The 26,696-nt window shown below is 50.7% G+C and carries 20 protein-coding genes, 1 pseudogene and 1 riboswitch; all 21 genes and pseudogenes read right to left on the bottom strand.

The genetic code is table 11. The features are described 5' to 3' along the window. A pseudogene (locus B2X55_RS07370) lies at nt 1–217 on the bottom strand (RNA-guided endonuclease TnpB family protein); the annotation flags it as partial. Further along, nucleotides 189–806 carry an IS607 family transposase gene (locus tag B2X55_RS07365; protein WP_286821538.1) on the bottom strand — a complete coding sequence of 206 codons (618 nt, stop codon included), beginning with the start codon at nt 804–806 and terminating at the stop codon, nt 189–191. The gene B2X55_RS07365 and the pseudogene B2X55_RS07370, both read right to left, overlap by 29 nt. Before the next feature lie 86 nt (nt 807–892). Next, entirely contained in the window at nt 893–1,258 is a 366-nt protein-coding gene (locus B2X55_RS07360; RefSeq protein WP_286821537.1) for an ACT domain-containing protein, read from the bottom strand. Nucleotides 1,259–1,282: 24 nt separating this feature from the next. Next, the gene (locus B2X55_RS07355) at nt 1,283–1,675 is read right to left on the bottom strand and encodes a hypothetical protein (RefSeq protein WP_286821536.1); all 393 of its coding nucleotides are present in this window, start codon (nt 1,673–1,675) and stop codon (nt 1,283–1,285) included. Nucleotides 1,676–1,765: 90 nt separating this feature from the next. Then, entirely contained in the window at nt 1,766–7,021 is a 5,256-nt protein-coding gene (locus B2X55_RS07350) for a DEAD/DEAH box helicase (RefSeq protein ID WP_286821535.1), read from the bottom strand. Beyond that, the gene (locus B2X55_RS07345) at nt 6,990–8,027 is read right to left on the bottom strand and encodes a hypothetical protein (protein WP_286821533.1); all 1,038 of its coding nucleotides are present in this window, start codon (nt 8,025–8,027) and stop codon (nt 6,990–6,992) included. The genes B2X55_RS07350 and B2X55_RS07345 overlap by 32 nt, the downstream gene beginning before the upstream one ends. Further along, nucleotides 8,027–10,801, bottom strand: coding sequence for a coiled-coil domain-containing protein (locus B2X55_RS07340; protein ID WP_286821532.1), 2,775 nt, complete (start codon nt 10,799–10,801; stop codon nt 8,027–8,029). The genes B2X55_RS07345 and B2X55_RS07340 overlap by 1 nt, the downstream gene beginning before the upstream one ends. Continuing rightward, nucleotides 10,798–12,369, bottom strand: a complete 1,572-nt coding sequence (locus B2X55_RS07335) for a hypothetical protein (RefSeq protein WP_286821531.1) — start codon at nt 12,367–12,369, stop codon at nt 10,798–10,800. The genes B2X55_RS07340 and B2X55_RS07335 overlap by 4 nt, the downstream gene beginning before the upstream one ends. A gap of 242 nt (nt 12,370–12,611) precedes the next feature. After that, complete coding sequence (locus B2X55_RS07330; RefSeq protein ID WP_286821530.1) at nt 12,612–13,244, bottom strand: lytic transglycosylase domain-containing protein; 633 nt, start codon at nt 13,242–13,244, stop codon at nt 12,612–12,614. Then, nucleotides 13,241–13,906 (bottom strand): dephospho-CoA kinase, encoded by a 666-nt coding sequence (gene coaE / locus B2X55_RS07325; RefSeq protein WP_082427746.1) that lies wholly within the window; start codon nt 13,904–13,906, stop codon nt 13,241–13,243. The genes B2X55_RS07330 and coaE overlap by 4 nt, the downstream gene beginning before the upstream one ends. A 144-nt stretch (nt 13,907–14,050) precedes the next feature. Continuing rightward, complete coding sequence (mutM, locus tag B2X55_RS07320) at nt 14,051–14,878, bottom strand: bifunctional DNA-formamidopyrimidine glycosylase/DNA-(apurinic or apyrimidinic site) lyase (protein ID WP_286821529.1); 828 nt, start codon at nt 14,876–14,878, stop codon at nt 14,051–14,053. A gap of 9 nt (nt 14,879–14,887) precedes the next feature. Beyond that, nucleotides 14,888–17,524 (bottom strand): DNA polymerase I, encoded by a 2,637-nt coding sequence (gene polA, locus B2X55_RS07315; protein WP_286821528.1) that lies wholly within the window; start codon nt 17,522–17,524, stop codon nt 14,888–14,890. Nucleotides 17,525–17,619: 95 nt separating this feature from the next. Beyond that, nucleotides 17,620–18,834 (bottom strand): L,D-transpeptidase, encoded by a 1,215-nt coding sequence (locus B2X55_RS07310; RefSeq protein WP_286821527.1) that lies wholly within the window; start codon nt 18,832–18,834, stop codon nt 17,620–17,622. A 139-nt stretch (nt 18,835–18,973) separates the two neighbouring features. Continuing rightward, on the bottom strand, nt 18,974–19,876 hold the full coding sequence (gene hslO / locus B2X55_RS07305) for an Hsp33 family molecular chaperone HslO (protein ID WP_286821526.1): 903 nt from the start codon (nt 19,874–19,876) through the stop codon (nt 18,974–18,976). A 39-nt stretch (nt 19,877–19,915) separates the two neighbouring features. Then, nucleotides 19,916–20,473: a phosphodiesterase gene (gene yfcE / locus B2X55_RS07300; RefSeq protein WP_286821525.1), complete on the bottom strand. Its 558-nt coding sequence runs from the start codon at nt 20,471–20,473 to the stop codon at nt 19,916–19,918. Nucleotides 20,474–20,598: 125 nt separating this feature from the next. Continuing rightward, nucleotides 20,599–21,066, bottom strand: coding sequence for a 6,7-dimethyl-8-ribityllumazine synthase (ribE, locus tag B2X55_RS07295; RefSeq protein ID WP_055162512.1), 468 nt, complete (start codon nt 21,064–21,066; stop codon nt 20,599–20,601). A gap of 30 nt (nt 21,067–21,096) precedes the next feature. Continuing rightward, on the bottom strand, nt 21,097–22,308 hold the full coding sequence (locus B2X55_RS07290; RefSeq protein WP_055162509.1) for a bifunctional 3,4-dihydroxy-2-butanone-4-phosphate synthase/GTP cyclohydrolase II: 1,212 nt from the start codon (nt 22,306–22,308) through the stop codon (nt 21,097–21,099). A 62-nt stretch (nt 22,309–22,370) separates the two neighbouring features. After that, nucleotides 22,371–23,024, bottom strand: a complete 654-nt coding sequence (locus tag B2X55_RS07285) for a riboflavin synthase (protein WP_286821523.1) — start codon at nt 23,022–23,024, stop codon at nt 22,371–22,373. Between the two features lie 21 nt (nt 23,025–23,045). Next, complete coding sequence (ribD, locus tag B2X55_RS07280; protein WP_286821522.1) at nt 23,046–24,137, bottom strand: bifunctional diaminohydroxyphosphoribosylaminopyrimidine deaminase/5-amino-6-(5-phosphoribosylamino)uracil reductase RibD; 1,092 nt, start codon at nt 24,135–24,137, stop codon at nt 23,046–23,048. Between the two features lie 118 nt (nt 24,138–24,255). Beyond that, a riboswitch (FMN riboswitch) is annotated at nt 24,256–24,378 on the bottom strand. A gap of 90 nt (nt 24,379–24,468) precedes the next feature. Next, complete coding sequence (locus B2X55_RS07275) at nt 24,469–24,636, bottom strand: FeoB-associated Cys-rich membrane protein (RefSeq protein WP_072003566.1); 168 nt, start codon at nt 24,634–24,636, stop codon at nt 24,469–24,471. A gap of 119 nt (nt 24,637–24,755) precedes the next feature. Beyond that, the gene (feoB, locus tag B2X55_RS07270) at nt 24,756–26,654 is read right to left on the bottom strand and encodes a ferrous iron transport protein B (RefSeq protein WP_286821521.1); all 1,899 of its coding nucleotides are present in this window, start codon (nt 26,652–26,654) and stop codon (nt 24,756–24,758) included. Nucleotides 26,655–26,696: the final 42 nt, after the last annotated feature.

The raw sequence follows: 26,696 nt of genomic DNA, 5'->3' as shown, positions 1-26,696 counted from the left end.
GCGCAGTCGGCATCTCCCGATAGTCTGGGTACTCTGTGTCAGCCTTCAACAAGCGGTCAACTTCGCCATAGCGCAGCCATTTGCCATCGTCGATGAACGTCTGGCGAATCAGGAAATTTCCGTGATTGTAGAGGTTCTTGGAACGATGACAGAATTCACGCAACATGGCATAGAACGGTGAAGAAGATTTAAGCCGGTGGTGTTCCACTCGTTTCATCATCCTCTATCGCCTCCTTGATCTTCCGCAGTCTCCTGCGACTGGAATACAGCTTCATAGAGTAGCAATGCAACAGGCTCACGATTTCTTCAAAGATTTCCTGCGAGTCAATCGTTTCGGAGCCAACCTCGCTCATCACGACAATCTCACAGTTGTACTTCTGGAACAGGTAGTAGAACAAGTCGTAGCCGACGCGCGATAATCTGTCCTTATACGTCACGACCACACGCTCGACACGCCCCGCAAGGACATCGTCCAGCAGAGCGAACAATCCCTTCCTCTTCTCGAAGCTGATGCCGCTGGCGATATCTGAGAATACACCGTTGATGGTATAGCCATTTGCAAAGCAGAACTGCTTGAGCAGCTGAATCTGGTTCTTGAGATCAGGCTTCTGTTTTGGCGTAGCGACACGAGCATAGATGTAGGTCTTGCGCTTCACGTCTTTGTTGAGGAACTTGTAGACATCTTCCTCGTTGTAGTCGTAGTGGCCGTTCGGCATGACATGGACACGGATAATCCCTGTCTTGACATACTTCGTGAGCGTCGGCCTAGAAACCTGCAAGATGCGAAGAACGTCTTTAGCAAACATATGGAACTCACCTCCCTCTATAGATAATTATAACATATTTTAATATAATCGTCTATGTATTTTATGTCATTAATTTTATATTTTTACTATACGACGCGATAACCTTCCGCAGCCAAGACGCTCAATGCCCGCGCAAAGTTTTCTTCTTTGACCAAAATGTAGTCTGTATTGTATGTGGATATCGCAAAGATGCCGATCTCATGTTCGGCAAGAATCCCGGACAATTTCGACAGGATGCCAATGAGCGAAAAGTCAAGGACTCCCTGAATGCGGAATCCTCTCCACCCGTCATCCCGTTCTACCGTCTTTGCAGGTGTGTCCTCTGTCCTGCACACCAGCGACACTTCTTCATCCGTTTTCCCGACAAAGTAAAAATCAGCGGCCATGTCGATGTCGCATACATCTGCCACCTTGCAGACCGTCAGCTTGTATTCGATTTTCTTCAGTTCCATTTCCCTGCCCCCGCTAGTGCACAATCAATAGTAGTACCAGCCATTACGAATATAATACGACCAGCCAATCTGCTTCATAGCGTACTCAAATACGCCGTTATGCACGATGACAACCGTCGTGTGTGTCCCGTCCATTGTGTTCGTCGCATAGCGCCACATATCCGATTTGTACTTGCTGAAATCCCACTCAATGACCTGCTGCAGCTGACCGTCCTGAACAATCTTCGTCGAGACCTTGAACCACCGTCCCGTCGACCTCGTGCCATACGAAATCGTGTCGTCCATCACATAGACATCGACATTCTCGCTGTCCCAGTGGTCCACCCAAACATCCGTCGCACCGGCAGGCAACGCCCCCGCCATCCATACATAGATGCCGATGAGTATGGCCGAAACATACAGATACAGTCTCTTCATGATTACATCCTCCTTCTAACTTCCTCTACTATTGATTCATCTTATATCTTCATCTGTGCGAACTCAACAATCATGACACAGAATCAGACCTCAAACGTTATCGAGAATCTTTTTTACGGCATATGGTTTCCCATGTTTTATATACGCATCACTTATGAATATAGTATTAGAATCATATGGTTCACGCCACATTGATGGGTAAATAGTAATCTCTTTTCTAGCTCTCTTTCCAATTGCAGTAATACCGTTATTAATATCGATATTACATCCAGATTGTTCAAGTATATTTTTCAAAGGGTAAATCATTTTTATTTGTTCATTCAATGGAATTTTAGGTGCTATATTCGCATCCATTCCCCACTCAAGAAGCTGAAGCGCTGCAAATCGATCCAGCAAACCGTGAACGTGCTGATTTCTATAATGTTTCAAGCATTTAGAACATGCAGATTCACAATCACATGACTTTAAATGATTCTTTGTTTCTAGTAATATTTCATTCATTATATCAGCTATACTTACAGCATAACCCGCACCACTTGATAAGCTATCATACAGATAGATATCAATATACGCTGATTCATTTCCTGTTCTAAGCCGATACCCTGTGACTAGTTCAGTAAATTCAATATCAAGTTTTTTGCTAGTAACTAATCGTAAAGCTTCTGCTAATGATTGTGCTGCACGATTGAGCCAAGGATTATCATCTCTCTCAACATTTATAATATTATTATCCATCTTGAATTCCAGAACCATCATATCGGTTATAAAATCATACCCCAGATTCACATTGATGGAATTGGTATGATAACATTTTTTACAACGTTTCTTTGACTTATAGGGTCTATCAATATCCTTCAGTACATTAACATCGTCACCTGGCATAGCAGCACCACAATCCTTACAAACCATAAATCCTTTATTATCAAGACCTTTATTTAACATGATAATTCTCTGATTTGTTCGTGCAGCTATTCGTATTTTTTTACAGCCAGAAACGAGACGCATTTCTTGCGCATTTGGTAGCGTCGAATACAAAGGTTGCTGTACAGCAGTATATTCTTCTGTTAATTGAACCTCTGGTATTGACTCAGCATTCTTGGGAGCAAATCCCCATGGGCGCAACATCTCACGCGATATTTCAAGCTTGTGGTTTCCACAGAAAGGGCATCGTTTGGTTTTATCTTCCAAAAGACCAAACCATCCACATTTAGGACAAGAAAGCACTTGTTTTACATAGTTTGGATCTTCGGTATAAGCCCGTGCCGGAGCAGATGATTTCCCTGCACGATATTCACTTCCAGGGTAGTAAAATCCGCCAATTTGATAAGTTTGTTTATCAACAACAATAGATCTTCCAGGAGCATACTCTCCGATAGCAACATCGAGCCCTCGATCAACTTCATAAAGAATTCTTCCAGGGTTAGATATATCTGGTATATACGTATTTACGACATTTTTAGGAAAAGAATATGTGGGAATTATACCTTCTTCATAAAGAGCATCTAATAAAGTCTTAGCAGCATCTATCTTAGCACCTTCTTCTGCACCAAATAGTTCAGGATGATTTATGCGTTTCTGTTTCAAAACATTGAATTCATCTTTTAATTCACTTACAAATCTCGAATAGAGGAATCGTGTTCCAGATGGCAGAAGTATATTATCTTTTTTCATCGTATAAGATGTAAGATATTTCGCGAATTCATCAAGACGATGGTCTAAGAAAACAGCTGCTGAAATTATATCAAGACTCTCATTATACTTTGCGAGGAATTCTTGCAAGGTAACTATAGCAATATGACGTTGAAGAAGTTTTTCACTTACCACGTCAATCCATGGTTTGCGTGGGTCTCCACGAAACATGGGTACTGGATTGTTGAAATACAATGTATCATGAGGGCCATCCTCACAAAATGTAATAATGGTTGACAGACTAGCCCCTCGACGTCCGGCGCGCCCTGCTCGCTGCTGATAATTCTCACGCATCGGAGGAATATTTCTCAAACCGACTGCAACTAAAGACCCTATATCAATTCCAACTTCCATGGTGGTCGTACTGCTAAGAATATCAACAGGAGTCTCATTGTCTTCTATAAAGTCTTGAAAACGTAATTCATACTGTTCTGTTCGACTCCAGAGCTCATCACGTTGATCTTTATAAGAAAGCTGTGCAGTATGTTCCTCGGTATCAATTACACGGATAGGTTCTCCTTGAAGTGCCTCGTAGATTGGCTTTCTCCAAAAATCAAGTGCTTTATATTCATCAGATGACATCTGATGAATATGGACAGATCCGCAACTAGGACATCTCCCTCTAAATATGAATGGAGTTAACTCAGAACATTGCTCACATTTATACCATACATGTGTATCATCGAAACGAGCTCTTACTCTGGACATATCAACATACAGTTTTCCATTATCTGGTTGTGCAGAATCAAGGAAGCCATCTTTTAAGACTCGTTTCCATATCAACTCATCTTTATTTTCATTATCCCATCCCATTATACTGCGGATAACATTCGAGAACTTCCAATCAGCATCAAGGCCATAAGTCCCATAATTGGGGCGTACTTTTAAACGAACTGTATCCTTGATAGTATGACCAATAGCTGTATACATGTCACAGATTGAAAGTATCCATGCGTTAAAAAAATCAACAAATTCTTCTTCTTGAACGATTATATTAGATTCTTCCAAATCATCAAGAGCATCGTAAAGCGCATCTTCGGTAGGCTCTAACCAACTTGTAGCAGAATCATATAATGTATTATAACCACCAGCAAATAATCGAAGAATATATTCTTGCATCTGTACTGGTGCGTTAGCAATCGTAAATCTTGGCTTATATTCTCGTCCTCGTCTCTTGCATCGCATCTGATTTTTTTGAGCACTATCACAATCTTCAGCGAATTTCTTCCTATCAAGATTATGGAAAATATGCACATGAGATTGAGCTGCCGCAAGACAAAAATAATCATAAAGATAATCCATTGATCTTTTTTTACTGTCTGCTTCCATCATTTCAATAGCTAATACAAAAAGTTGTCGTGCAGCAGATATATCTGATGCATCTGACATATCTCTAGCTAATTTAGCTGCACGCTGACGACTATCTGAGAACAATAAAACTTTACGGCCTTCATTAGGAAAACGCTCTGGATTATCATCCTTTCCTGGTACTGCTGGCTGTAACTGGAATTGTCCTTTTATCAGGTTAAAGAATGACTGATTTCCACGCGTGCTAAATGAAGTGAGTTGCGATTTGGAAAGTTGATGTCTACAATGAGGACAAGTTGGGAATGTAATGATTTGCGGACGTCCTTTTGCAGAGTAATTACAATAATATAATTTTCGAGCCCATGGCTTAGCAGCTAAGGAATCATCTGTAAAATTGATGAATCCACTCCGTGTATCAAGATAGCATGGTTTTATAACGTTCTTTCCCTGTCGTATTGGTAATTGAAAATCGTCTGTAGGTATAAACAAATGAATCTCTTTCATCATCTGATCAATTAATTGACCAGAATAACGCCATAAATATATATTACCGTGGAGATCAGTATCATTTTCAAGAATATACCCCTTAAAAAAAAGTGCACCACAACGTCTATCATTATAGAGTTCATATACGACACTATTACAATAAGGACAATATAAATTACTATCTGATAAATATATTTCACCCAATGTCAGGCCATTATCTGAGTGAGAATGACTACAGTGAGGATTGGTACAAGCATAAACTCCAGAAATACCTTTAAAAAGCATGTGCATCCGAGCAGGAAAAAGAACAGCTCCCTTATCATTTTTCGCTAAAGGAGCAATTGACAAAAGAACACTAACAGCCCTAAGCGCTATCTCATGATCTAGCTCCGGAAAAATCCTAGAAGATAATTCATCCAGCGATACTGCATTTCCTCGACAATACTTAATGAGTTCATGGAACGGACGATAATAGATGAGGTTATCATACATCCAATTATATAATGATTTTAAGTCAGTGATATTGTAATCAAAACCTTCTATCTGTCTCCAAAATGCTAAAAGAGCAGAAAGTCGTATGTCATTCTTAGCTTCGAAGTTCGCAGAAGAAGATTCTAAAAGAATGCTATCTGGTATATCGTATTTTAGTTGAGAATCAATATATTCTTGTTCTCCTGTAAGGTAGCAGAAATTTATTTCTGTATCTGAAGCAGTGAGGTCATTTGCAAACTTCATCACTGAATCAATATCTTCTTTTGTTCTGTTCGGCATGCTGGCAGTTGTTAATATAAATTGCACGCGATTACGACGAATTCCGAGTTTATAAAAAAGTCTGCGGATCAATAGAGCTACTTCACCACCTGATGAACCACGATACATATGCGCTTCATCTATAATGAACAACAGCTTATTTTTCTCGCTTTCATTTAACCATTCTCGTGTATCCTCCCATATCTTCTTTTCTCTGGGACGTAATAACATATATTCTAACATAGAATAATTCGTAATAAGGATATCTGGACAAAATTGCTGCATCTCAAATCGTGTAATCAATTCTGCATCTTCATCATTTGGGATATGTATACCATCATGAAGATTCTGAAGGAATTGGTTCATATCTGCCTTTGCAGGTATTTTCCCCTCTTGAAGCAGATGATCAAAGAACTCCTTTTCAGAATCATTTTCAGGGAACGAAACTCTTCTCAATGTTTTTTCAAGTTTTCTATCTTGCACCTTAGACGAATGTGGCCCTGGATAAGGCGTTCGACCAGTATACATACCGAATTGAGGGCGACGTACCTCCTTACCACAAGTTTTCCTGAATATATTAATGAAATTTCCATCTTGGTCACCAATCATCCGTCTAAGACGACTAATCTGATCAGAGATCAATGCATTCATAGGATACATAATGATTGTACGAACACCACGTTTCCCCCATGAGCTTTTAGATTCTCGTGCCTCAATAGCTAATTTAGCAAGTAGAGGCCATATAAAGCATTCTGTTTTTCCAGATCCTGTCCCCGTCGATACAAATAGATTCTTCCCTTCAATAGCAGCTTCAAGTGCAGAAAGCTGATGCACGAAAGGAGACTTAAAGACTCCTATATCGGCTTCAGACAATTGGGTAAAGTACTCTTTCATCCAAGGGGGAATAGATGATTTCTCTATTCCGTTCTCTACAGACACATATGCTGGCGATGATTCAATAAATGGTTTTTTATAAAGTAATCCTTCATCATCAATATGCTCTTCCAATGCAGAAAGCAACAATGGTGTCTTCCCAAAGTATTGAGATTTTATATAATCTTCCAGATTTGTTCGTAACTGTTTATGAATAGAACTTGCGCCAGTTTCCATCATATTCTCCTTTTTTAAATGTATAACCTTCATCGGATAAAATAGACTTAATTATTGCAAATACCTGTAATGAAAACACCCTTCTAAAATCACTTATAGGCCAGCTATAAAGTTTTAAAAAACTATGTTCAGGAAGAGGTGGTAAATATCCTATATCTACATATACTACCTCTCCATCTTCGCAATACTCGATTGGCGGAAGCTCTTCATGATATGCAAGACAAGCATTGGAAAGTTCTCTATATTTTTTACCATTTACCTTCCAATACTGAAGGGGACTTGTTTCCAGTCCTGTTTCAGCATAGCGATAGAGATAATATTCCTGGTTCCCCTTCGGCCCTACTCGGAGGATTGAAACAGCACCACTTGTGTCTAATTCTCTTGTCCAATACCCCGAATAAAACGGTGGATGTAAACGAATATATTCTACATTTTTTTGACTAGTTAGTGTTTGATTACAATGCCAAGTATTTGTTGATATAGTGTACTTCCATATATCCTGTAAAGTATTTTCTTCGAGTCTGAACATCCTTCTTATCTTAGATAGATCATCTAGAGATTTTTTATCTGGTGTATTTGAATAAAGCCCAAGACCAGATACATTCTTAATATTTCCCACGGATATCCCTCTTTGAAATTTGATTCCGCAAAAGGTTTCACTACGCTTCATCGACGGATAAATTCTATTAGGGCTATGATACACCATACCTGCACGACAAAACAAGTCTACAATTTCATCATCTAGATTTTCAAAGACTACTGGTAAGCATGTAATAATTTCAGGATATAGTAGCTTATAATTGCAAAATGTTTCATGAATCCTTTTCTTTACATGTATAATAGAAACCCCATCACCTTCCTCATCTCTGTCCCAAAGGGAAGCATATGCCATCAGTCCACATATGCTATAAACAATACGTGTTTTCCATCTTTCATCGCGTTCATGTTTTCCTTTTTTGATATTATATTGTTGTGATATTTTTTGAAGCAAACCATTATATTTATTCATCAGATATCTCCTAGTATATTTTGGATAGTTCTCTTTAAATTAGCAGATATCTTGATGCTATCTCCCGAATCATTAATCATATCTCTTATTTCATCTATTTTCATTGAAGCGTAAAAAATAGGCAAAACTGTAAATAAGAATTCATCATCTTCAGTCATATCAGGATAGATATCATACATCGTGTTTACAAGTTTATGGATTTGATTTTTTGTTAAGATGGCTAATGATGATTTTGAAATATATCTTTTCCTTTTTTCTGGATGTTCGGTATATACATATTCTTTAAAGTCACTATCAAAATATCCACCATAATATTTTCCATTAGCCTTTTCATCAACGAAAATCTCTGTGAAGACGGGGAGCATGAATGTATATAGACTTTTAGGCTCTACTTGGATGTCTTCTGGATATGGGTGCGTAGCTATAAAGAGAATATCTTTTGAGAAAAGTATTTCAGGGAGACGATTTATCCATCCTCCCATGATGACATTATTTATCAAAACGATATCCTCACCATTATCACCAATATTTTCTATATCACGTCTACAATAATCGCCCTCGCAATATAATATACCATGTGTTTTATCCGCGCTTATAGCTGCACTAAAAGCCCGTACGATATCAATGGCATTTGGTCCAATCAACAACAATGGCTGTCTATGAATATATGCAGCGCAAAGAAATGCTGCTAGCCCATTCTGATACTCCTCTGCAACACCAGCTTCACCAATTTCTGAAACCACTGTATCCATTGCATCGGTCCAACAGTGATGGGCTTCTAGATCATCAAGTGTCGTACTTCCTGCAACTACGGAATATTTATGTTGTTCCGATCCAATTTCTACAGGTGCTTGTCTTTCTGCTATATCAGATTGGATATTTATTTCTGTCCCTGTAACAAAAGCCATATTTGCAATAAATTCAGCTACATTTTTTTGTGCATTTTTAATTCTTTCAGAAACTGCATATTCTACATCTTCTGCTAGTTTCTCTTTTTCAGCGATGCTTTTTTCAAGATATTTCTCTTCTTCTTTGATTTTATCAAAAGCCTTTTTTTCTGCATTTAAATACTCAGCCATGGACATGTACTCATCCTTAAGACCTTCGAGTTTATTTTGAGCATCATCCAGCAAAGATTTATTTTCCTTTTCCCAATCTAAACGTATCATATCCTTTGCTTTTTCTTTAAAGGCTGAATTCGTTGAAATGGCAGACTGAACGATTTCATCTGTTAAGCTTATTCCATCAACGTATTTCTGCACCGCATTCATGAAATCATTCATTATTTTTTTTGCTGTGGGCTTTGTATAATTACATTCTATTTGTATTTTAGGTATTATATCATCAACTGGAATTGTAGAAAGAAAGTCTTTGAATTTTCTATAGTCGTTGCGTACAATATCGCCACGTATCTTATAATTTTGCCAACTAATAGAAGAAATAACCAGATGCCTTACAATCTCCATTGGTGTCTTCATGTGATAGATTTGATTTGGCACCCCTGCAAAAGCTTTCCTATAAAATAAGATGCCATTATTCAAATGTAAAATATCATTATCTGTATATTTATATACGGGAAGAACATTGCAATCTACAGATGCAGTTATTGTGTTATTGTCATAACTACATTCTTTTTTATTATACAAATTACATAAAAATCCTACATAACAACCTTTTCCTCTTGAAATGGATAAAATCATTTTATTGCTGTGAGCTAGATACTTTATCCCCTTCTTTAATGCATCAGCTAAATCATCGAGAGATGATAATTCTTGCAAAACAACAATTTCGATAGGAAATAAAGTTTTGCTATATTCCGAGTCAATAAATTCCCTGGAAGGGTCATTCCTATTAGGAATTGATGACCAATTCCATACGCCATATACTCCGTCAATAGATGGTCCATCCTTATAATAAAGTTTGTCCCTATTATAAGAGCGCTTTGGAGCATCATCTTTTTGATGAAAAATCTCATAATATCCATTATGATTTAAATCAGCATGTCGGGTGAGCATTGTTTGTCCTTTTTGAGTAACGACACTGCACAAAGAAGTAAATTGATCCGATCTCATAGATGGTAGTACTGAATTATCGGTATCATCAAATGATTTTAGATAAGCTTCATCCTCATTACTTAACGGACTAGGAATCGATTCTAAATCATGTAGTTTCTTTTTCAAAGAAACTACATGCAACGATAATTCATTTTTATCTTGCTCAAGTCTCTTGATTTTAGATTCATACTCACTTTCCATATCATCAATCTTTTGATCAAACTCTTCAATCTGGAGAAGAAGATGATTTTTCTCGTTTTCCAGTCTTTTTATACGTTGCCCCCGTATATGTTCTATTTTTTTATAAATCTGGAGATACGACTCTACCGTAGAGTCTTTTCCTATGAGCTTAAAATATAAACTGATATTATTTAAAGATAGCGGATTGGCGAAATCAGAACTTTCTAATGCTATTGCTAGTGCATCACTATCGGTATTACCTTTTTTTTTAGAGTCGTCCACTGATTTTTGAATTGCTTTTAACATAGCTCCTATGGTTTTATTACAATAAGTCAAAATAAAGGCTTCTTTTATATTATCTATAGCAGCAAGAAGAGTTTCCTGATTCGTTAATGACGCCACCCTGAATCCATTTCTTATTATATTTAGTTTTAAACATTTTGATTCATTCTTTAAAAAGAGAGCTTTAAATCTCTTTCCTGTAATAATACTACATAGTGTAACTTTTTCTTCTGTATTAAGACCTTCAATATAATTCATATTATATCTCCTTTTACTATTTTCATATCACGATAAATTCCTTGAAGTTTTCGATAGCTTTGTTCATCCATCATACCATTTCTTATTGATTTTTCTATCCATTTATACACAATCGGATAACTTTTCATATTGATCATAATATTACGTAAAGAATGCGGAGTCCGAATTACCCTTCCGGATTCCTTAGTGATAAATTTTAGTAGATTGACTTCAGAATGGATATCAACATTATCTTCTTTTTTTAACTCAATCTTCCACACACAATCAAGTCCGATAAAAATCTGTATTTCAGTACTATATGATATTTCATCAATCTCAATACGTGTAGACGCTGCCATCTCCCTCTTATCAGCAACAACACCATGTTTTATGATTACAATTTCACTATCGTATTCTGTTTTAACACAAAAAATGCCTTTTGGTGGCAAATTGTATGATTTTCCAGGACATATCTCTATTCCATCAATATTGCTCACAAATACCGATGGATTTTTTCCTGTCTGATTAAGGGACTCTCTCCAGAAATAAGTATATTTTAAGGCATGCATACGTCCTATAGATATCAGTTGCTGTCGATCAGAACAAAATATCTCGTACAGTCCTTCTGAAGAAGAAAAATCATTTCGTCTAAACGACCTGACCTCCGGAAACGTTTTTATCTCTTTTATTACATTGCCTTTTACAATCATATACATACTTTTTTTATTATGCTTTATTAGGAAATCTTCTTCTACAAACAATGGCCACACTACTTGCAATGAAGCGGGTTGCTCTGTTAATCTACAGTGAAAATCAAGATAAAATCTTGCAGCACACTCTGAGAAGCGTAACGCAGAAACTAAATAAAGCTTCCAAAGATTTCTACCAATTTTCTTTTCTGCTATTCGTCTTATACGTAAATCTTTTTTAGGCTCTACAGCAAGGGTTCCACATTTTAATAAATAGTATTCTTTTTCTACCTCGACATCTGCATCATATGTAATCTTCTTCCCAGAATCCTTTGCAAATAAAGTTCCTTCTCGATCAATTCCCTTTACTACATGGGGCCAAAATTCATATAGACTATCATCACCATTTTGAATACAGATTTTACATGATTCAAAGGGTGTTTTTCCAATCGATAGATAAGTTATTCCATCAAAGTTTATACGTTCTCTAGTAAACGTGTAACAGTGATTTTTGGTATTTATAATTATTTGAAGGTTCTTTTTACATAATTGAATTGGAACTCTAATAAGACCGATTTCAAATCGAAAAGAAGATGGCGATATCCCTTTAATACGAATAGGTAACTCATGTTCATTTGAATGATATGAATAATAGTTATAACTATTCGAATTATCCATTCGGTCTGGACAATCTTTACTTTTTTCATATGCACTATGCTTAAAATACCTATCACGAATGCTTCCATTTGTAAGTATAACATATTGCCCACATAGTTCACACATAAATAAGCCACTTTTAGCAGAAACCGTTCCATATGGATGTAGTCCTGCAGCTTTTTCTGCAGTAATCGGTGTCCATCCCCTCCCCGACCACATACAGACATGATTTAAGGTAGCCATTCCCTTTTCCCCTACTTATCTAAACTCGATGATTGTAAATACAAAAGAACAGTAGCAACCTGCTTTAGGCTATGTCACTCCTTGCCGTGACATGATACAGAATTGAAACTGTATTTTTATATAAATTCGCTTTTTCTTAAGAAAATCCTGCAAGGATTTTAAAAGTTCAATGTATCAAAGCGCATGAAAAAGCGCCTTCAAGGGCGGTTGCTCTTGAAGGCGCTTGCTTTTTACTGCCTGATTCAGTTCGCTCTGTCGTCGAGATTCGGATAGAGGGTGCGGTATTTGCGTTCAGTCAGCAGGACTTTGCGGACGTATTCGCGGGTCTCCTGGTAGGGGATGGCGTCGATGTTGTGGAAGTCGGGGGGCCAGCCGTTGTCGCGGATCCAGGACTGGACGTTGCCGCGGCCGGCGTTGTAGGCGGCGAGGGCGAGGACGTCGTTGCCGCCGAATTCGCGCTGGAGGCTGCTCAGGTACCAGATGCCGTAGCGGATGTTGCGCTCGGGCTCGTGGATGGCTTCGACGGAGTACGCGGGGTCCTCGAGCTGCCCGGCAATCCACTCGGCTGTGTCGGGCATGAGCTGCATGAGGCCGATGGCGCCGCGGTGCGAGTGGACGTCGTCCTGGAATTTGCTCTCTGTCTTGATGACGGCGATGGCCAGATACGGGTCAACGCGGTAGCGGTCGGCGTACGTCTCTACGGCGTCGCGGTATGGGAACGGGTAGAGGTAGTGGCGCTGGAAGGATTCTGACGCGAAGGTCAGGTAGATCGCGAACGCGAGGAAGACGGCCGTGCTCACAATCGCGCAAAGGTACTTGTGGTGCAGCGACCGGCGCGCCGCCTCGACGCGTTCGAGAAAATCAGATCGTTTCAACGTGAGTCTCTTCCTTTCCTGCTTCCTGCTGTCTCCGCTTCCCTGCCAACCCCATCATCGGCTGCGGCCTGGCCCGGCTGACTCTGCCAGAGGCGGCGCAGCTTCTCGGCGAGATCCTGCTCGGTGCCGCTGTTGTCGATGAGGATGTCCGCCAGCTGGCGCTTCTTGGCGAGCGGCATCTGCGCGGCAATGCGCAAAAGCGCCTCTTCGCGGCTGTAACCATTGCGCTTCTCGAGGCGTGCGAGCTGCAGGGGCTCCGGCACGTCGATGAGCCACGTTTCATCGACATGCGCCTGCCAGCCCGTCTCGAAGAGCAGCGGGATGTCGAGGACGGCGACGGGCTCCCCTGCTGCCTCGGCCTCTGCGAGTTCCTGCTGCATGGCCGCGCGGATCACGGGATGTGCCGCCGCGTCGAGCCAGCGCTTCTCGGCGGGATTGGCAAAGGCAATCTGGCCGATGCGGCGGCGGTCGAGCCGTCCGTCCGGCAGGATGACGCCTGCGCCGAAGTGCGCGCGATACGCCTCGTAGAGCGGGCCGCCCGGCTCCATGAGGCGGTGCGCGATGGCGTCGGCATCGATGATGGGTGCCCCGAAGCGGCGCAGGATGGCCGAGGCCGTGCTCTTGCCGCACGCAATGCCGCCCGTCAGGCCAATGCGCTTCATGGTGCTCCACCCCTTCTCAAAAAACAAAAATTCAACAACGGACAACGGCTAAAACGATCGTAGCAGGCAAACATAAAAAGACGATGAAAGTGCTGCCACAAAGAACACATTCCCTACCGGGACTCCCCTTTGGGGAGGGATACCTTACCGCTGGCAGTGCGGACAGAAATGCGTACCCCTGCCGCCGACGGTGAGCTTCTCGACAGGCCTGCCGCAGGCAGGGCACGGCTTGCCCGCGCGGTGGTAGACAAGGAGGTGCTCCTGATGGTGGCCGGATTCGCCCGCGCCATTGCGGTAGTCGCGGAAGGTCGTGCCGCCGTCTTTGAGCCCATCGCGCAGGACCTTCCGGACGGCTTCTGTCAGGCACCTGCACTCCTGCGCGCTCAGGCTGCCCGCCGCGCGGCGCGGGTCAATCCTTGCGAGGAACAGGGCTTCGTCGGCGTAGATGTTGCCGAGCCCGGCGATGCGGCGCTGATCGAGCAGGAAGGACTTGACGGGCTGCTTTCTGCCCTTGAGGGCGGCGGCGAGATACGATGATGTGAAGTCATCCGACAAGGGCTCGGGCCCGAGCGACTGAAGGCCCGGCACGGCAATCTCCTCGCCTGCTGCAAAGCCGTAGACGCAGCCGAAGGTGCGGATGTCGGAGAAGCGCAGCGCCCCGCCGCCCGCGAGAGAAAAGACCATGCGCGTATGGCCGGTCTCCGCCGCTGTGCCCTGAGGCTCGTAGACGAGGCTGCCCGTCATGCGCAAGTGGAAGACGAGATGGGCGCCCTCCTGCAGATGGATGAGCAGGTATTTGCCGCGGCGCGCCACTCTCTCGATGCGCTGGCCGCGGATGAGGACACGGAAGGCCTCTGGATCTGGGTGCTTCAGCTGGCGCGGCAGCAGGATAGTGACATCATCAATCGTGCGGCCCGCGAGATTCTCATCGAGATACCGACGGATGATCTCGACCTCTGGTAACTCTGGCATAGAACTCCCTCACTTCGCCTCGGCCCAATTGCGGCCCCAGTGGACATCGATGGAGAGCGGCACAGAGAGGGAGACGACGTGCTCCATCGCCTCGTGCAGGATGACCTGCACCGTCTCGAGCTCGCTCTCTTTGACCTCGAGCACGAGCTCATCGTGGACCTGCAGCAGGATGCGGCTCTTGACGCCGGCTTCCCTGAGCTTGCGGTAGGCGGCGATCATCGCGAGCTTGATGACATCTGCCGCCGTGCCCTGGATCGGCGTGTTCATCGCCATGCGCTCGGCGAGCATGCGCTGGTTGTAGTTGCGGCTCTTGATGGCGGGCAGCTCGCGGCGGCGGCCGAACATCGTCGTAACGTAGCCTGTCTCGTGCGCCTCGGCGACGACCTTGTCCATGAAGGCGCGCACGCCCGGATAGCGCTCGAAGTAGCGGCTGATGTAGTCGCCCGCTTCCTTGCGCGAGATGTGCAGGTTGCGCGCGAGGCCGAAGTCGCTGATGCCGTAGACGATGCCGAAGTTGACGGCCTTCGCGTGGCGGCGCAGCTCGGGCGTGACCTCATCCAGGGGGATGCCGAAGACCTCGGCGGCCGTGCGCGCGTGGATGTCCTGGCCGCGCTTGAACGCATCGATGAAGTTCTCGTCGCCCGACATGTGCGCGAGTAGGCGCAGCTCAATCTGCGAGTAGTCGGCCGACAAGAGGCAATCGTACCCTTCGCCCGGCTCGAAGAGCGCGCGGATCATGCGGCCCTCCTCTGTGCGCACGGGGATGTTCTGGAGGTTCGGGTCGGAGCTCGAGAGGCGGCCCGTCGCCGTGACCGTCTGGTTGAAGTTCGTGTGCACGCGGCCCGTATCCGTGCGGATGAGGCCCGCGATGCCGTCGAGGTACGTCGACTTGAGCTTGCTCCAGAGACGGTAAGCGAGAATCTGCTCGATGATCGGGTGCTCGAGGCGCAGGCTCTCGAGCACTTCGGCGTTCGTCGAATAGCCTGTCTTTGTCTTCTTGCGCACAGGCAGGCCGAGCTCCTCGAAGAGCACGACGCCGAGCTGCTTGGGCGAGTTGAGGTTGAAGTCGTGGCCCGCCATCTCGTAGATGGCGGCTTCGATCGTCTGCAGACGGCCGGCGACTTCTTCCGTCTTTTCGGCGAGATGCGTGCGGTTGACGTAGACGCCGTTCTGCTCCATCGCGGCGAGGACCTCGACGAGCGGCAGCTCGATCGTATCCATGAGATGCGTGAGCTTCTCCTCCTCGAGCTTCGCGCCAAGCAGCGGGTAGAGGCGGCTGATGGCCTTCGCCTCCCAGACGGCCTGTGCCTTCTCGTCGTCAAACGACTCCGGTGCCGCCTCTTGCAGGTACTTCTGCGAGAGCTCCGAGAGAGCGTACTTCGAGCGCTCAGGCTCCAGGAGATAGGCAGCGAGCTCGACATCGAAGAAGGCCTTCTGCCCCCGAAGGCTGGCCTGGTCGTAGCGCTTGAGGCCGAAGAGGACGGCCTGCTTGTCCGACTCGAGCAGCTGCAAGAGCACGGGGAAGGCCGCGCTGTCTCTCGCCACAAAGCCTGCCTTCTCGGCGTCCGGCCCCGCTACGACGGCGAGGCCCTCGAGCGAGGCGAACGGCGCGAGGCCCGAGAAGATGCCCGAGACGGCGAGATACGGTGCCCTGGCCGCAGTCTTGACGGCCGCTTCATCCCAGAGGTCGTAGGAGAGGTCCTGTGCGGCTGCACCATTTTCTCCCTCATCGAGGTCAAGCGCCAGCTCTGCCGGGCCATAGAGTCGCTCGAAGTTGCGCCAGACGGCGCGCAGCTCGTGGTCGTCGCAGAAGGCCTGCATCTTCTCCATGTTGGGCTGGATGCGGTAGTCCTCCTCGGCAAAAGCGAGGTCCGGCACATGGAGCTCGATCGTCGCGAGCTCCTTCGAGAGGCGCGCCTGGTCGGCGTACGTCTGCAGGTTCTCCTTGAGCTTCTTGCCGGAGACTTCCCCGACATGCGCGAGCACATTCTCGACGGAGCCGTAGGTCAGCAGCAGCTTTGAGGCCGTCTTGGGGCCGACGCCCGGCACGCCTGGGATGTTGTCGGACGTATCGCCCATAAGTCCCTTGAGGTCGATGAGCTTCAGCGGCTCAAAGCCGTACTCCTCCTCGAAGGCAGCTGTGTCGTAGTCCTTGATCTCCGAGATGCCCTTCTTGGTCAGGAGGACGCGCAAATTCGGCCGCACGAGCTGCAGGGCGTCGCGATCGCCCGTGATGACGCGCACATCGTAGCCCTTGGCCGCAGCCTGCGTCGCGAGCGTGCCGATGATGTCATCGGCCTCGTAGTTGTCCTTCTCGAGGAACGGGATGCCCATGTTCGCGGCGAACTCGCGCAAAAGCGGGAACTGCGAGAGGAGTTCCTCCGGCGTCTTGTCGCGCGTGCCTTTGTAGTCGGCATAGCGCTCCGTGCGGAAGGTGTGGCGGCTCTTGTCAAAGGCCAGCACCATGAGGTCGGGCTGCTGCTCGGCCATGAGCTTCGTCAGCATGTTCGAGAAGCCAAAGATGGCCCCCGTCGGCTGGCCGTGCGAGTCGCTGAGTCCCGGCAGTGCGTAAAAGGCACGGAAGATCAGGCTGCTGCCGTCGAGGACGAGGAAGCGCTTCTGCTTGCCATTCTGTTCCTGCTTCACTTGAGTTCCCCCTTCTGTCTATACACGAAAAGACAACGGGACCAGCACTTGCCGGTCCCGGAATCATCCATCATTGCGGTCTTGCGGTGAACCGCTTATTTTGCTTTTGCTTCAGCCTTGACTTCTTTGGCTGCTGCCTTGGCGTCCTTCACGGCTGCCTTAGCATCTTTGACGTCCTTGGCCGTCTCTTTCGTGGCCTCGGCGTAGACTTCTGCATCCGTCTTGGCTGCGCCACTCTCGACAGACTTGCCGTTCTCGACGACCGGCACGACTTCCTGCTTCTTGGCCGTCTTCAGCTCGAACTTGCCTGCGTTGAGGCCGCCGTCGAGGTGATAAAGCGTAGCAGCGTCATCGGCGTTGCAGTAGAGCGTGTCCTTCTTCTTGTAGCCGACAGCCTGGCCGTAGGAGCTCACGAGGACCTTCTCGTCCGGCTTCCAGCCGAGCGATACCTTGGCGGCCTCGGCGAGGTCGACAGCCGGCAGGTACGTGATGTCATCCTGCACGACGGCCTTGCCCTTGAGCTTCTGGCCGTTGACGTAGAGCGGATAGACCTTCGCAACGTACGTCGGGTTGCCGTCCGATGCCTGGATCTTCTGCTCGACATCCGCGTCCGTGACGAAGTCCGCTACGCCATAGCCTGCGAGCCACTTGTTGACATCTGCTGCCGTGACATTCTGCCAGCCGTAGCCGTCCGGATAGATGTAGTACGCGATCTGGTCATCCGGCGTCTTCTCGACGACGATGCGGTTGTAGGTGATGTCGACCGGCGTGCCGACCTCGACCATGTCGTAGATCTTCTCGACGTCTTCCTCATGCATGCGGATGCAGCCGTTGGAGACGTAGTGGCCGACGGAGTCCGGATGGTTCGTGCCATGGATGCCGTAGTTGCCGCCGATGCCGATCCAGCGGTAGCCGAGCGGATTGTCCGGGCCGCTCGGGATGGACGTTGCAGAGCCCGGATCCGTCCAGGTCGGGTTGACTTCCTTGTCGATGACCTTGTAGTAGCCCGTCGGCGTCGGCGTCGAGACCTTGCCCGGGCCAATCGGATAGAGGGCAACCTTCTGGTTGTCGCGGATGGCTGCGATCGATCGGGCGGCGAGGTTGATGACGAGTCTATCTGCAAGTTCTACCTTTGCCGGTGCCTCAGCCTTGGCGGCCGTCTCCTTCGCAGGAGCAGCAGCTGTCGTCTCCGCTTTCGTCGTCGTAACGAGCGGCTGCCCCGGCTGCGTGACGAGCGAGACGACATCGTCATTCGCTTCTGCAGCAAAGACCGTTCCGGCTGCCCCCGTCAGGAGTGCAGCACTGAGCATACCAGCGCAAACTTTTTTCCACATAATCATGATCTCTTTTCTTTGGGTATTATGCCGATTGACTCGGCACACCACTACATAGTACCATGTCCGCCGCCTTTTTGCAACGAGCAGGCATAATTTCTCGCGAAGCGCGCGATCACGAGTCGGCCTGCTGGCGGTGCGCCATGGCCTTGTCGTAGATGGCCTGCAACTCTTCCTTGCTGAACGCGTAGCGCTCGTTGCAGAAATGGCAGCAGACTTCGGCGTGGCCGTCTTCGATGAGCGAGGCGAGGTCAGCCTGGCCGAGGCTCAGCAGGACTTCGCTGATGCGCTCCTTCGAGCACTGGCAGCGGAAGGCGAGGTCGGTCGTCGTCAGGTAGTCAACGGCAAAGCCCTGCAAGAGTTCCGCGATGATGCCCTTGGCGTCGAGGCCGTGCTCGACCATGTGCGAGACGGAGTTGACCTTGCGGAGGTTGGCCTCGAGCTTGTCGATCGTCTCGTCCGTCGCGTCGGGCATCGGCTGGATGATGAAGCCGCCCGCGCCGATGCAGGCCATCTTCTCGCCTGCGTGGCCGATGAGGACGCCGAGGCCGACGCTCGATGGCGTCTGCTCCGAGACGAAGAGGTACTTCGTCAGGTCGTCGGCAATCTCACCGTCCGTCAGCGGCGCGCTGCCCGTGACGGGGTTGCGCAGGCCGGTGAAGCGCGTGACGGTGACCGTGCCGTCCGTGCCGACACCGCCGCCCACATCGATCTTGCCCTTGGCATTCTGCGGCAGGTCAACGTAGGGATTGGTAACGTAGCCGCGCACGAAGCCCTCCGGCGTCGCGTCGGCCGTGACCTTTCCGAGTGGGCCGTGGCCGTCGAACGTGATGGTCAGCGCCTCGCGGTTCTTGAGGTTGGCGGCGAGCAGCAGCGCGCCCGTCATCGTGCGGCCGAGTGCGGCAGCAGCGACAGCGTGGCAGCCGTGGCGGCGGATGGCCTCATTGACGAGATCCGTGGTGACAGCGGCGTAGACGCGCACGCCGTCCGCCACCGCTTTGACAAGATGATCCTTCATATGGGTGTGGATCTCCTTTCTATAATCTGGGGATGGGAGTCAGAGGGCGAGCTCGTGGAGCACGTCGCCCGTATCGATGTCGAAGATGCGGATCTTGCCGTCTTCGAGCACGGCGACCGTGTTGCGTCCGTCCGCGCGCTTGGAGAGCGCCGCCGAGCCCGGGTTGAGGAAGACGGTCGCGCCGCGCTTCTCGAGGATGGTCTGGTGGATGTGGCCGCTGATGAAGAGGTCGGCCTTGAGGTGCTTGGCCATCGCGTCCTTCTCCGCATCGCTCATGACTGCGTCGCCGTGCGTGACGACGATGCGCAGGCCCTCCCAGACGACGTAGGCGTACGGCGCCTCGATGGGCATTTCGAGGCAGCTCGCATCGACGGAGGAGTCGCAGTTGCCCTTGGCGATGACGACGGGGACGGGGCAGCTGTTGATGCGCGTGACAAGGCCGACCGGATTGTAGTCGGCCTTCATCGGATTGCGCGGGCCGTGATAGAGCACGTCGCCCGCGTGCACGATGAGGTCAGCACCCTTGAAGAAGCGCTCGCAGGCATGGGCCCAGGCCATCTCGTGGCCGTGTGTATCGCTGATGATCCCGATTTTCATAAGGATTCCCCTTTCTTGTTCTCTTTCGTATCTTGGTATGCTGGTACAGCAAGACCGCTGGCCCGGCTGCCCTATGGCAAGCTTGGTCAACGGTCTCCGTATCGTTTTCTTTTTCGGGCAGCCGGTCAGCCGAGTTTCTTGAGCAGGTTGGCCATCTCCATGGCGGACATGGCACCGTCGGCGCCCTTGTTGCCCGCCTTCGTGCCGGCACGCTCGATGGCCTGCTCGATGTTCTCCGTCGTCACGACCGAGAAGATCGTCGGCACGCCCGTCTGCATGCCGACCTGGGCGATGCCCTTCGAGGCCTCGTTGCAGACGTAGTCGTAATGCGTCGTCGAGCCGCGGATGACGGCGCCGAGGCAGATGACTGCGTCATACTTGCCCGACTCAGCCATCTTCTTGGCGACGATCGGCAGTTCAAAGGCACCCGGCACCCAGGCGACGTCAATGTCCGCGTCGTTCGTCTCGTGGCGGTGCAGCGTGTCGAGCGCGCCGCCTAAGAGCTTGCTCGTGATGAATTCATTGAAGCGGGCGACGACGATGCCGAATTTCAGGCCCTTGCCCGATACAAAACCTTCGTATACATTTGCCATGTGTGTTTCCTCCTTACTCTATCGCAAGCCTCACTTCAGCGTGTCGTCGCTGAAGAGATGGCCCATCTTGACTTTCTTGACCGTCAGGTAGCGCTTGTCGAACTTGTTGGCGTGGACCTGGAGCGGCACTCGGCCCGTGATCTCGAGGCCGTAGCCCTCGAGGCCGGCGCGCTTGGCCGGGTTGTTGGTCATCAGGCGGATGCTCGTGAGGCCGAGGTCCGCGAGGATCTGCGCGCCGATGCCGTAGTCGCGCAGGTCCGGCGCAAAGCCGAGCTCGACATTGGCCTCGACCGTGTCGCGGCCCTTGTCCTGCAGCGCGTAGGCGCGCATCTTGTTGGCGAGGCCGATGCCGCGGCCTTCCTGGCGCATGTAGAGCACGACGCCCTCGCCCTCTGCCTCGATTTTCTTCAAGGCGAGCGCGAGCTGCTCGCCGCAGTCGCAGCGCATGGAGCCGAGCGCATCGCCTGTGAGGCACTCCGAGTGGACGCGCACGAGCACATCCTTCTTGCCGCGCACATCGCCCTTGACGATGGCGATGTCGCACTTGTTGTTGAGCTCGTTCTCATAGGCGTGGATGCGGAAGTGGCCGTACTTGCTTGGGAAGTCGACGTCGGCGACCTCATGCACGAAGTTCTCCGTGCGCTTGCGGTACTCGATGAGCGACTGGACCGTGATCATGTGGAGGCCGTGCTTCTTGGCGAACTCCTTGAGGCGCGGCGTGCGCATCATGTGGCCGTCATCGTCCATGATTTCGCAGCAGAGGCCGGCCGGGTAGAAGCCCGCGAGGCGCGCGAGGTCCGTCGTCGTCTCCGTGTGGCCGGCGCGGCGCAGCACGCCGCCCTCGACGGAGCGCAGCGGGAAGACATGACCCGGGCGACGGAAGGAAGCCGGCTTTGCCTTCGGGTCGAGCAACTTCTTGATCGTGTGGCAGCGCTCGAAGGCCGAGATGCCCGTCTCCGTGTCGTAGGCGTCGATGGAGACGGTGAAGGCCGTCTCGTGGTTGTCCGTGTTGTTGGCGACCATCTGGCCGATGTTGAGCTCGTCGAGGCGCTTGCCGTCGATTGGCGTGCAGATGAGCCCCTTGGCGTACGTCGCCATGAAGTTGATGTCCTCCGGCGTGACCGTCTCGGCGGCGACAATCAGGTCGCCCTCATTCTCGCGGTCCTCATCGTCGACGACGACGATCATCTTGCCGTTCTTGATATCCTCGATGGCCTGTTCCACCGTTGCAAAATCCGACATGTAGTTCACTCCAATTCTTTTATGGTAGATCTATTGATTCTCTGATTTGGATGGCTCCCTGCTCAGAAGCCATTCTCGAGCAGGAAGGCGCGCGTGAGCGCCTTCTTCGCGGGCTCAGCCCTGCCGCCCAGCTCTTTATAGGCCCCCTGCATCATCTTCTCGACGTACTTGCCGATGACATCTGTCTCGATGTTGAGGAGGCTGCCCGCCTTCTTGCCGCGGAGGTTCGTGACCTCGCGCGTGTGCGGGATCAGCGAGACGGTGAAGTCTGCATCCGTGACAGAAGCGACCGTCAGGCTGATGCCGTCGAGCGCGACGGAGCCCTTCTCGACGATGCCGCGCAGGATGGCGGGCTCTGCCGCGACCTTGAGGAGCAGCGCATTGCCCTCCTTCTCCAGGGATTCAATGCGGCCCGTGCCGTCGATGTGGCCGGAGACGATGTGGCCACCGAGGCGCGAGGCGAGCGAGAGCGCCCGCTCGAGGTTGACCGGGCTGCCCTTCTTGAGCTCCGCGAGCGACGTGCGCCGCACCGTCTCAGGCATGACGTCGGCCGTGAAGTGATGGCGGTCAAACGACGTCACCGTCAGGCAGATGCCATTGACGGCGATGCTGTCGCCGACATGCGCATCCCCCAGGACGTGCTCCGCCGCGATGGCGATAGAGCCGCCGCCGAGGCGCTGCACCGTGCCGACTTCTTCTATAATACCAGTAAACATGACTCTTCCTCTCTGCCGCAATCAGCGCTTCGTGTAGGCCGTCAGCAGGATGTCGCCCGCAAGCTCCTCGACATGGACATCCGTCAGCGCGACACATTCCCCGAGCGAGGCGAAGCCTTCGCCCTCGACGGGCGTCAGGGCCTCGCGGCCGCCGATGAACTTCGGCGCGATGAAGGCGTAGACCTTGTCGACGAGGTCGGCCTCTAAGAGCGAGAAGTTGACGCTGCCGCCGCCCTCGACAAAGACGGAGCAGATCTCGCGCTCACCGAGCTTCTGCAGGAGTGCCTTGAGGTCGACATGCGCACCGCTGCCCGCCCGGATGATCTCGACGCCTGCCGCCTCGAGCGCCTTGACTCGCGCCTCCGGGGCCTGCTGCGTCACGGCCACGATGGTCTTCGCCTGACCATCCCGCACGACCTTTGCCGATAGCGGCGTGCGCGCCTGGCTGTCGACGATAATGCGCACGGGGTTCTTGCCCGTGCCGTCCGGCAGGCGCGTCGTCAGGCTCGGGTCGTCGTGCAAGACGGTGCCGATGCCGACGAAGATGCTGTCGTAGATGTCACGGTACTCGTGGACGCGGCGGCGCGAGGCCTCGTTCGTGATCCACTGCGACGCGCCCGTGCGCGTCGCGATCTTGCCATCGAGCGTCATCGCCGTCTTGAGCGCGACGAACGGCATCTTCTCGGGCACCCACTTGAGGAAGGCCTCGTTGAGCCTTCGCGCCTCTTCCTCAAGGACGCCGCAGACGACCTCGACGCCGGCATCCTCGAGGATCTTGATGCCGCGGCCCGAGACGAGCGGGTTCGGGTCCTTCATCGCGATGACGCAGCGCTTCACGCCGGCCTCGGCCACCGCCTTGGCACAAGGGCCCGTGCGGCCGTAATGCGAGCACGGCTCGAGCGTTACGTAGAGCGTCGCGCCCTTCGCGAGCTCCCCTGCCATGCGCAGAGCGTGGACCTCCGCATGCGGCGTGCCGGCCTTGCGGTGCCAGCCTGCGGCGACAATGCGCCCGCCGCGCACGATGACAGCGCCGACCATCGGGTTTGGCGACGTCCGTCCCTCCGCATTGCGCGCGAGCTCCAGCGCCTCACGCATGAAATCTTCATCCTGCATCTTCCATCACCTCAAACTATGAATCCTGTTCTCTTTGATGAATCTGCTCATGAGACACGAGAAAAAAAGCCGCCGGAAGATTCTCTTCCGACGGCTCGCTTACATGCAAAACACACGTACATGCCTTTTCTCATCCCGACTATACGGTCGGCTCCGGAATCTCACCGGATCATGCCCCGAAACATCAGGGCTCGCGGGCTCTACCGCCGGTGGGGAAATGCTCCCCGCCTCAAAGACAAATCTCTGATTCTTATGATAGCACAGTTCCCCGCTCCTGTCTACTGGTCAGAACATGAGTATCAGGATGCGGGGAACAATTCATATCAATCGGTCAGGCGCTCTTGTGCGGGAGGGCACGGCCCCCCGTGCAGTGGCCGCTGCAGGCCGCGCAGTTGCCGCCGCAGCAGTCCTCCCGCCCCATGCGGAAATTCCGGTAGACGTGGCGCAGTGCGTAGTAGAGTCCGACTGCGACGATTGCGCCGACGATAAAGGTTGCCATAATGATCCCTCCGTTTCAAGATTTCAAGATACCACATCCACCTGGCAGATGCAAGCCCTGCCAGGCTGTCAGCATCTCAGTCTTTCAGTCTTTCGATGGATGCTGATGCAGTCCACGGCTCAGGCAAAGCCGAGCATGGCGCCGATCTGGTAGACGAGCAGTGAGACGAGCCAGGCGATCGCGAACATGTAGAACGCGGAGAACGCGACCCACTTCCAGCCGCCGGCCTCTTTCTTGATCGTGCCGAGCGCCGTGACGCACGGCGTGTAGAGCTGCGAGAATACCATGAACGAGAAGGCCGAGAGGCTCGTGAAGGCCGTGGCCATGCCCGTCTGCATCATCGTGGACGCCGTATCAGCAGCATCCTCTGCCTCCGTCGAGACATCGCCGGCACCGTAGAGGATGCCGATCGTCGCGACGACCGTCTCCTTCGCCATGATGCCCGAGAGAACGGCTGCGCCAGCCTCCCAGGTGTCGAAGCCCTGGAATACGAAGAGGTGCGACATCCAGCCGCCGATTGTCGCGAGGATGGAATCTTCGATCTCAGCCGGACCGCTGAAGTTGTAGTTCGTCATGACCCAGAGCAGGACGGATGCGGCAAAGATGATGGTGCCGGCCTTGATGAGGTACCCCTTGCCCTTGTCCCAAGTTTCGAGGAGGACCGTCTTCATGTCCGGCATGCGGTACGGCGGCAGCTCTAAGAGGAAGGTCGAGCCCTTCGACTTGAAGACGGTCGAGCCGAGGCCTTTAGCGACGACGATGGCCATGACCATGCCGATGACGTACATCGCGAAGACGACGTTGGCGGCATTGTCGGGGAAGAACATCGCGGCGAAGAGCGCCATGATCGGCAGCTTCGCGCCGCACGTGAGGAACGGCGTGACGAGGATGGAGACCATGCGGTCCTTCTCCGAGTCGAGTGCGCGCGCGCCCATGATGGCCGGCACGCCGCAGCCGAAGCCCATCATCAGCGGCATGACGCCCTTGCCCGTCAGGCCGCAGCGGCGCATGATCGGGTCCATGATGAAGGCGATGCGGGCCATGTAGCCCGTGCCGTCGAGGAAGGACAGGCAGAAGAACAGCACGAAGATCAGCGGCACGAACGTCAGCACCGCGCCGACGCCCGAGATGATGCCGTCACAGACGAGCGAGACCATCCAGTCGGCCACGCCGGCATCCGTCAGGAAGTCCTCCATGAATCCGACGAACTGCGTGTTGATCGCATCGTCGAGGAAGTCCGCGATTGGCTGGCCGATCCAGGTGAACGTGATCTGGAAGACGGCGTAGAGGATCAGAAGGAAGATCGGCAGCGCGAGCACGCCGTTGGCGAGGAAGTGGTCAATCTTCTCGGACATCGACTGGCCGACATTGCCCGTGTCGACGGCCTGCGCCATGATCTTGTCGATCAGCGCATAGCGCGCCTCGATGATGGCCTCTTCCTTCTCGCTCTCCGACCGGCTGCTCGCCTGGATGGCCTGGGCTTTGTCGATGTGCTCCTGCACCTGCGGGCTCACATGGTACTTGGACATGACCATGCTCGTGAAGACGTCGAGCAGTTTCTTCGTGCTCTTGCTGCTGCGGCCGACCGTCTCGACGACCGGCATGCCGATGGCCTCTTCGAGCTTCTTCGTATCGATCTTGATGCCGCGACGCTTGGCGTCGTCCTGCATGTTGAGGTCGATGAGAAGCGGGATGCCCTGCTCTAAAAGCTGGACCGTCAAAAAGAGATTGCGCTCGATGTTCGAGCTGTCGACGACGTCCATGACGAGGTCGAGCTTGTTGTTCATGAGGTAGTCGATGACGATCTTCTCCTCCGGGCTGCGCGCGTTGACGCTGTACGTGCCCGGCAGGTCGACGATTGAGATGGCGCGGTCCTTGTAGCGCGTGTAGCCGACTTTCTTGTCGACCGTGACGCCCGGCCAGTTGCCGATTTTCTGGCGCGCGCCTGTGAGTTCATTGAAGATAGTGGATTTACCGGTATTCGGATTGCCGGTCAATGCTACTGCTAATGTTGACATAGATGAAAATACGTCTCCTTTCGCTGCTTCTGCCCACCCACT

The sequence above is a fragment of the Mitsuokella sp. UBA4253 genome, assembly GCF_002395285.1.
Classification (GTDB): Bacteria; Bacillota; Negativicutes; order Selenomonadales; family Selenomonadaceae; genus Mitsuokella; species Mitsuokella jalaludinii.
Note: the sequence above shows the minus strand (reverse complement) of the source record. Positions and strands in the feature narration are given on the sequence as shown.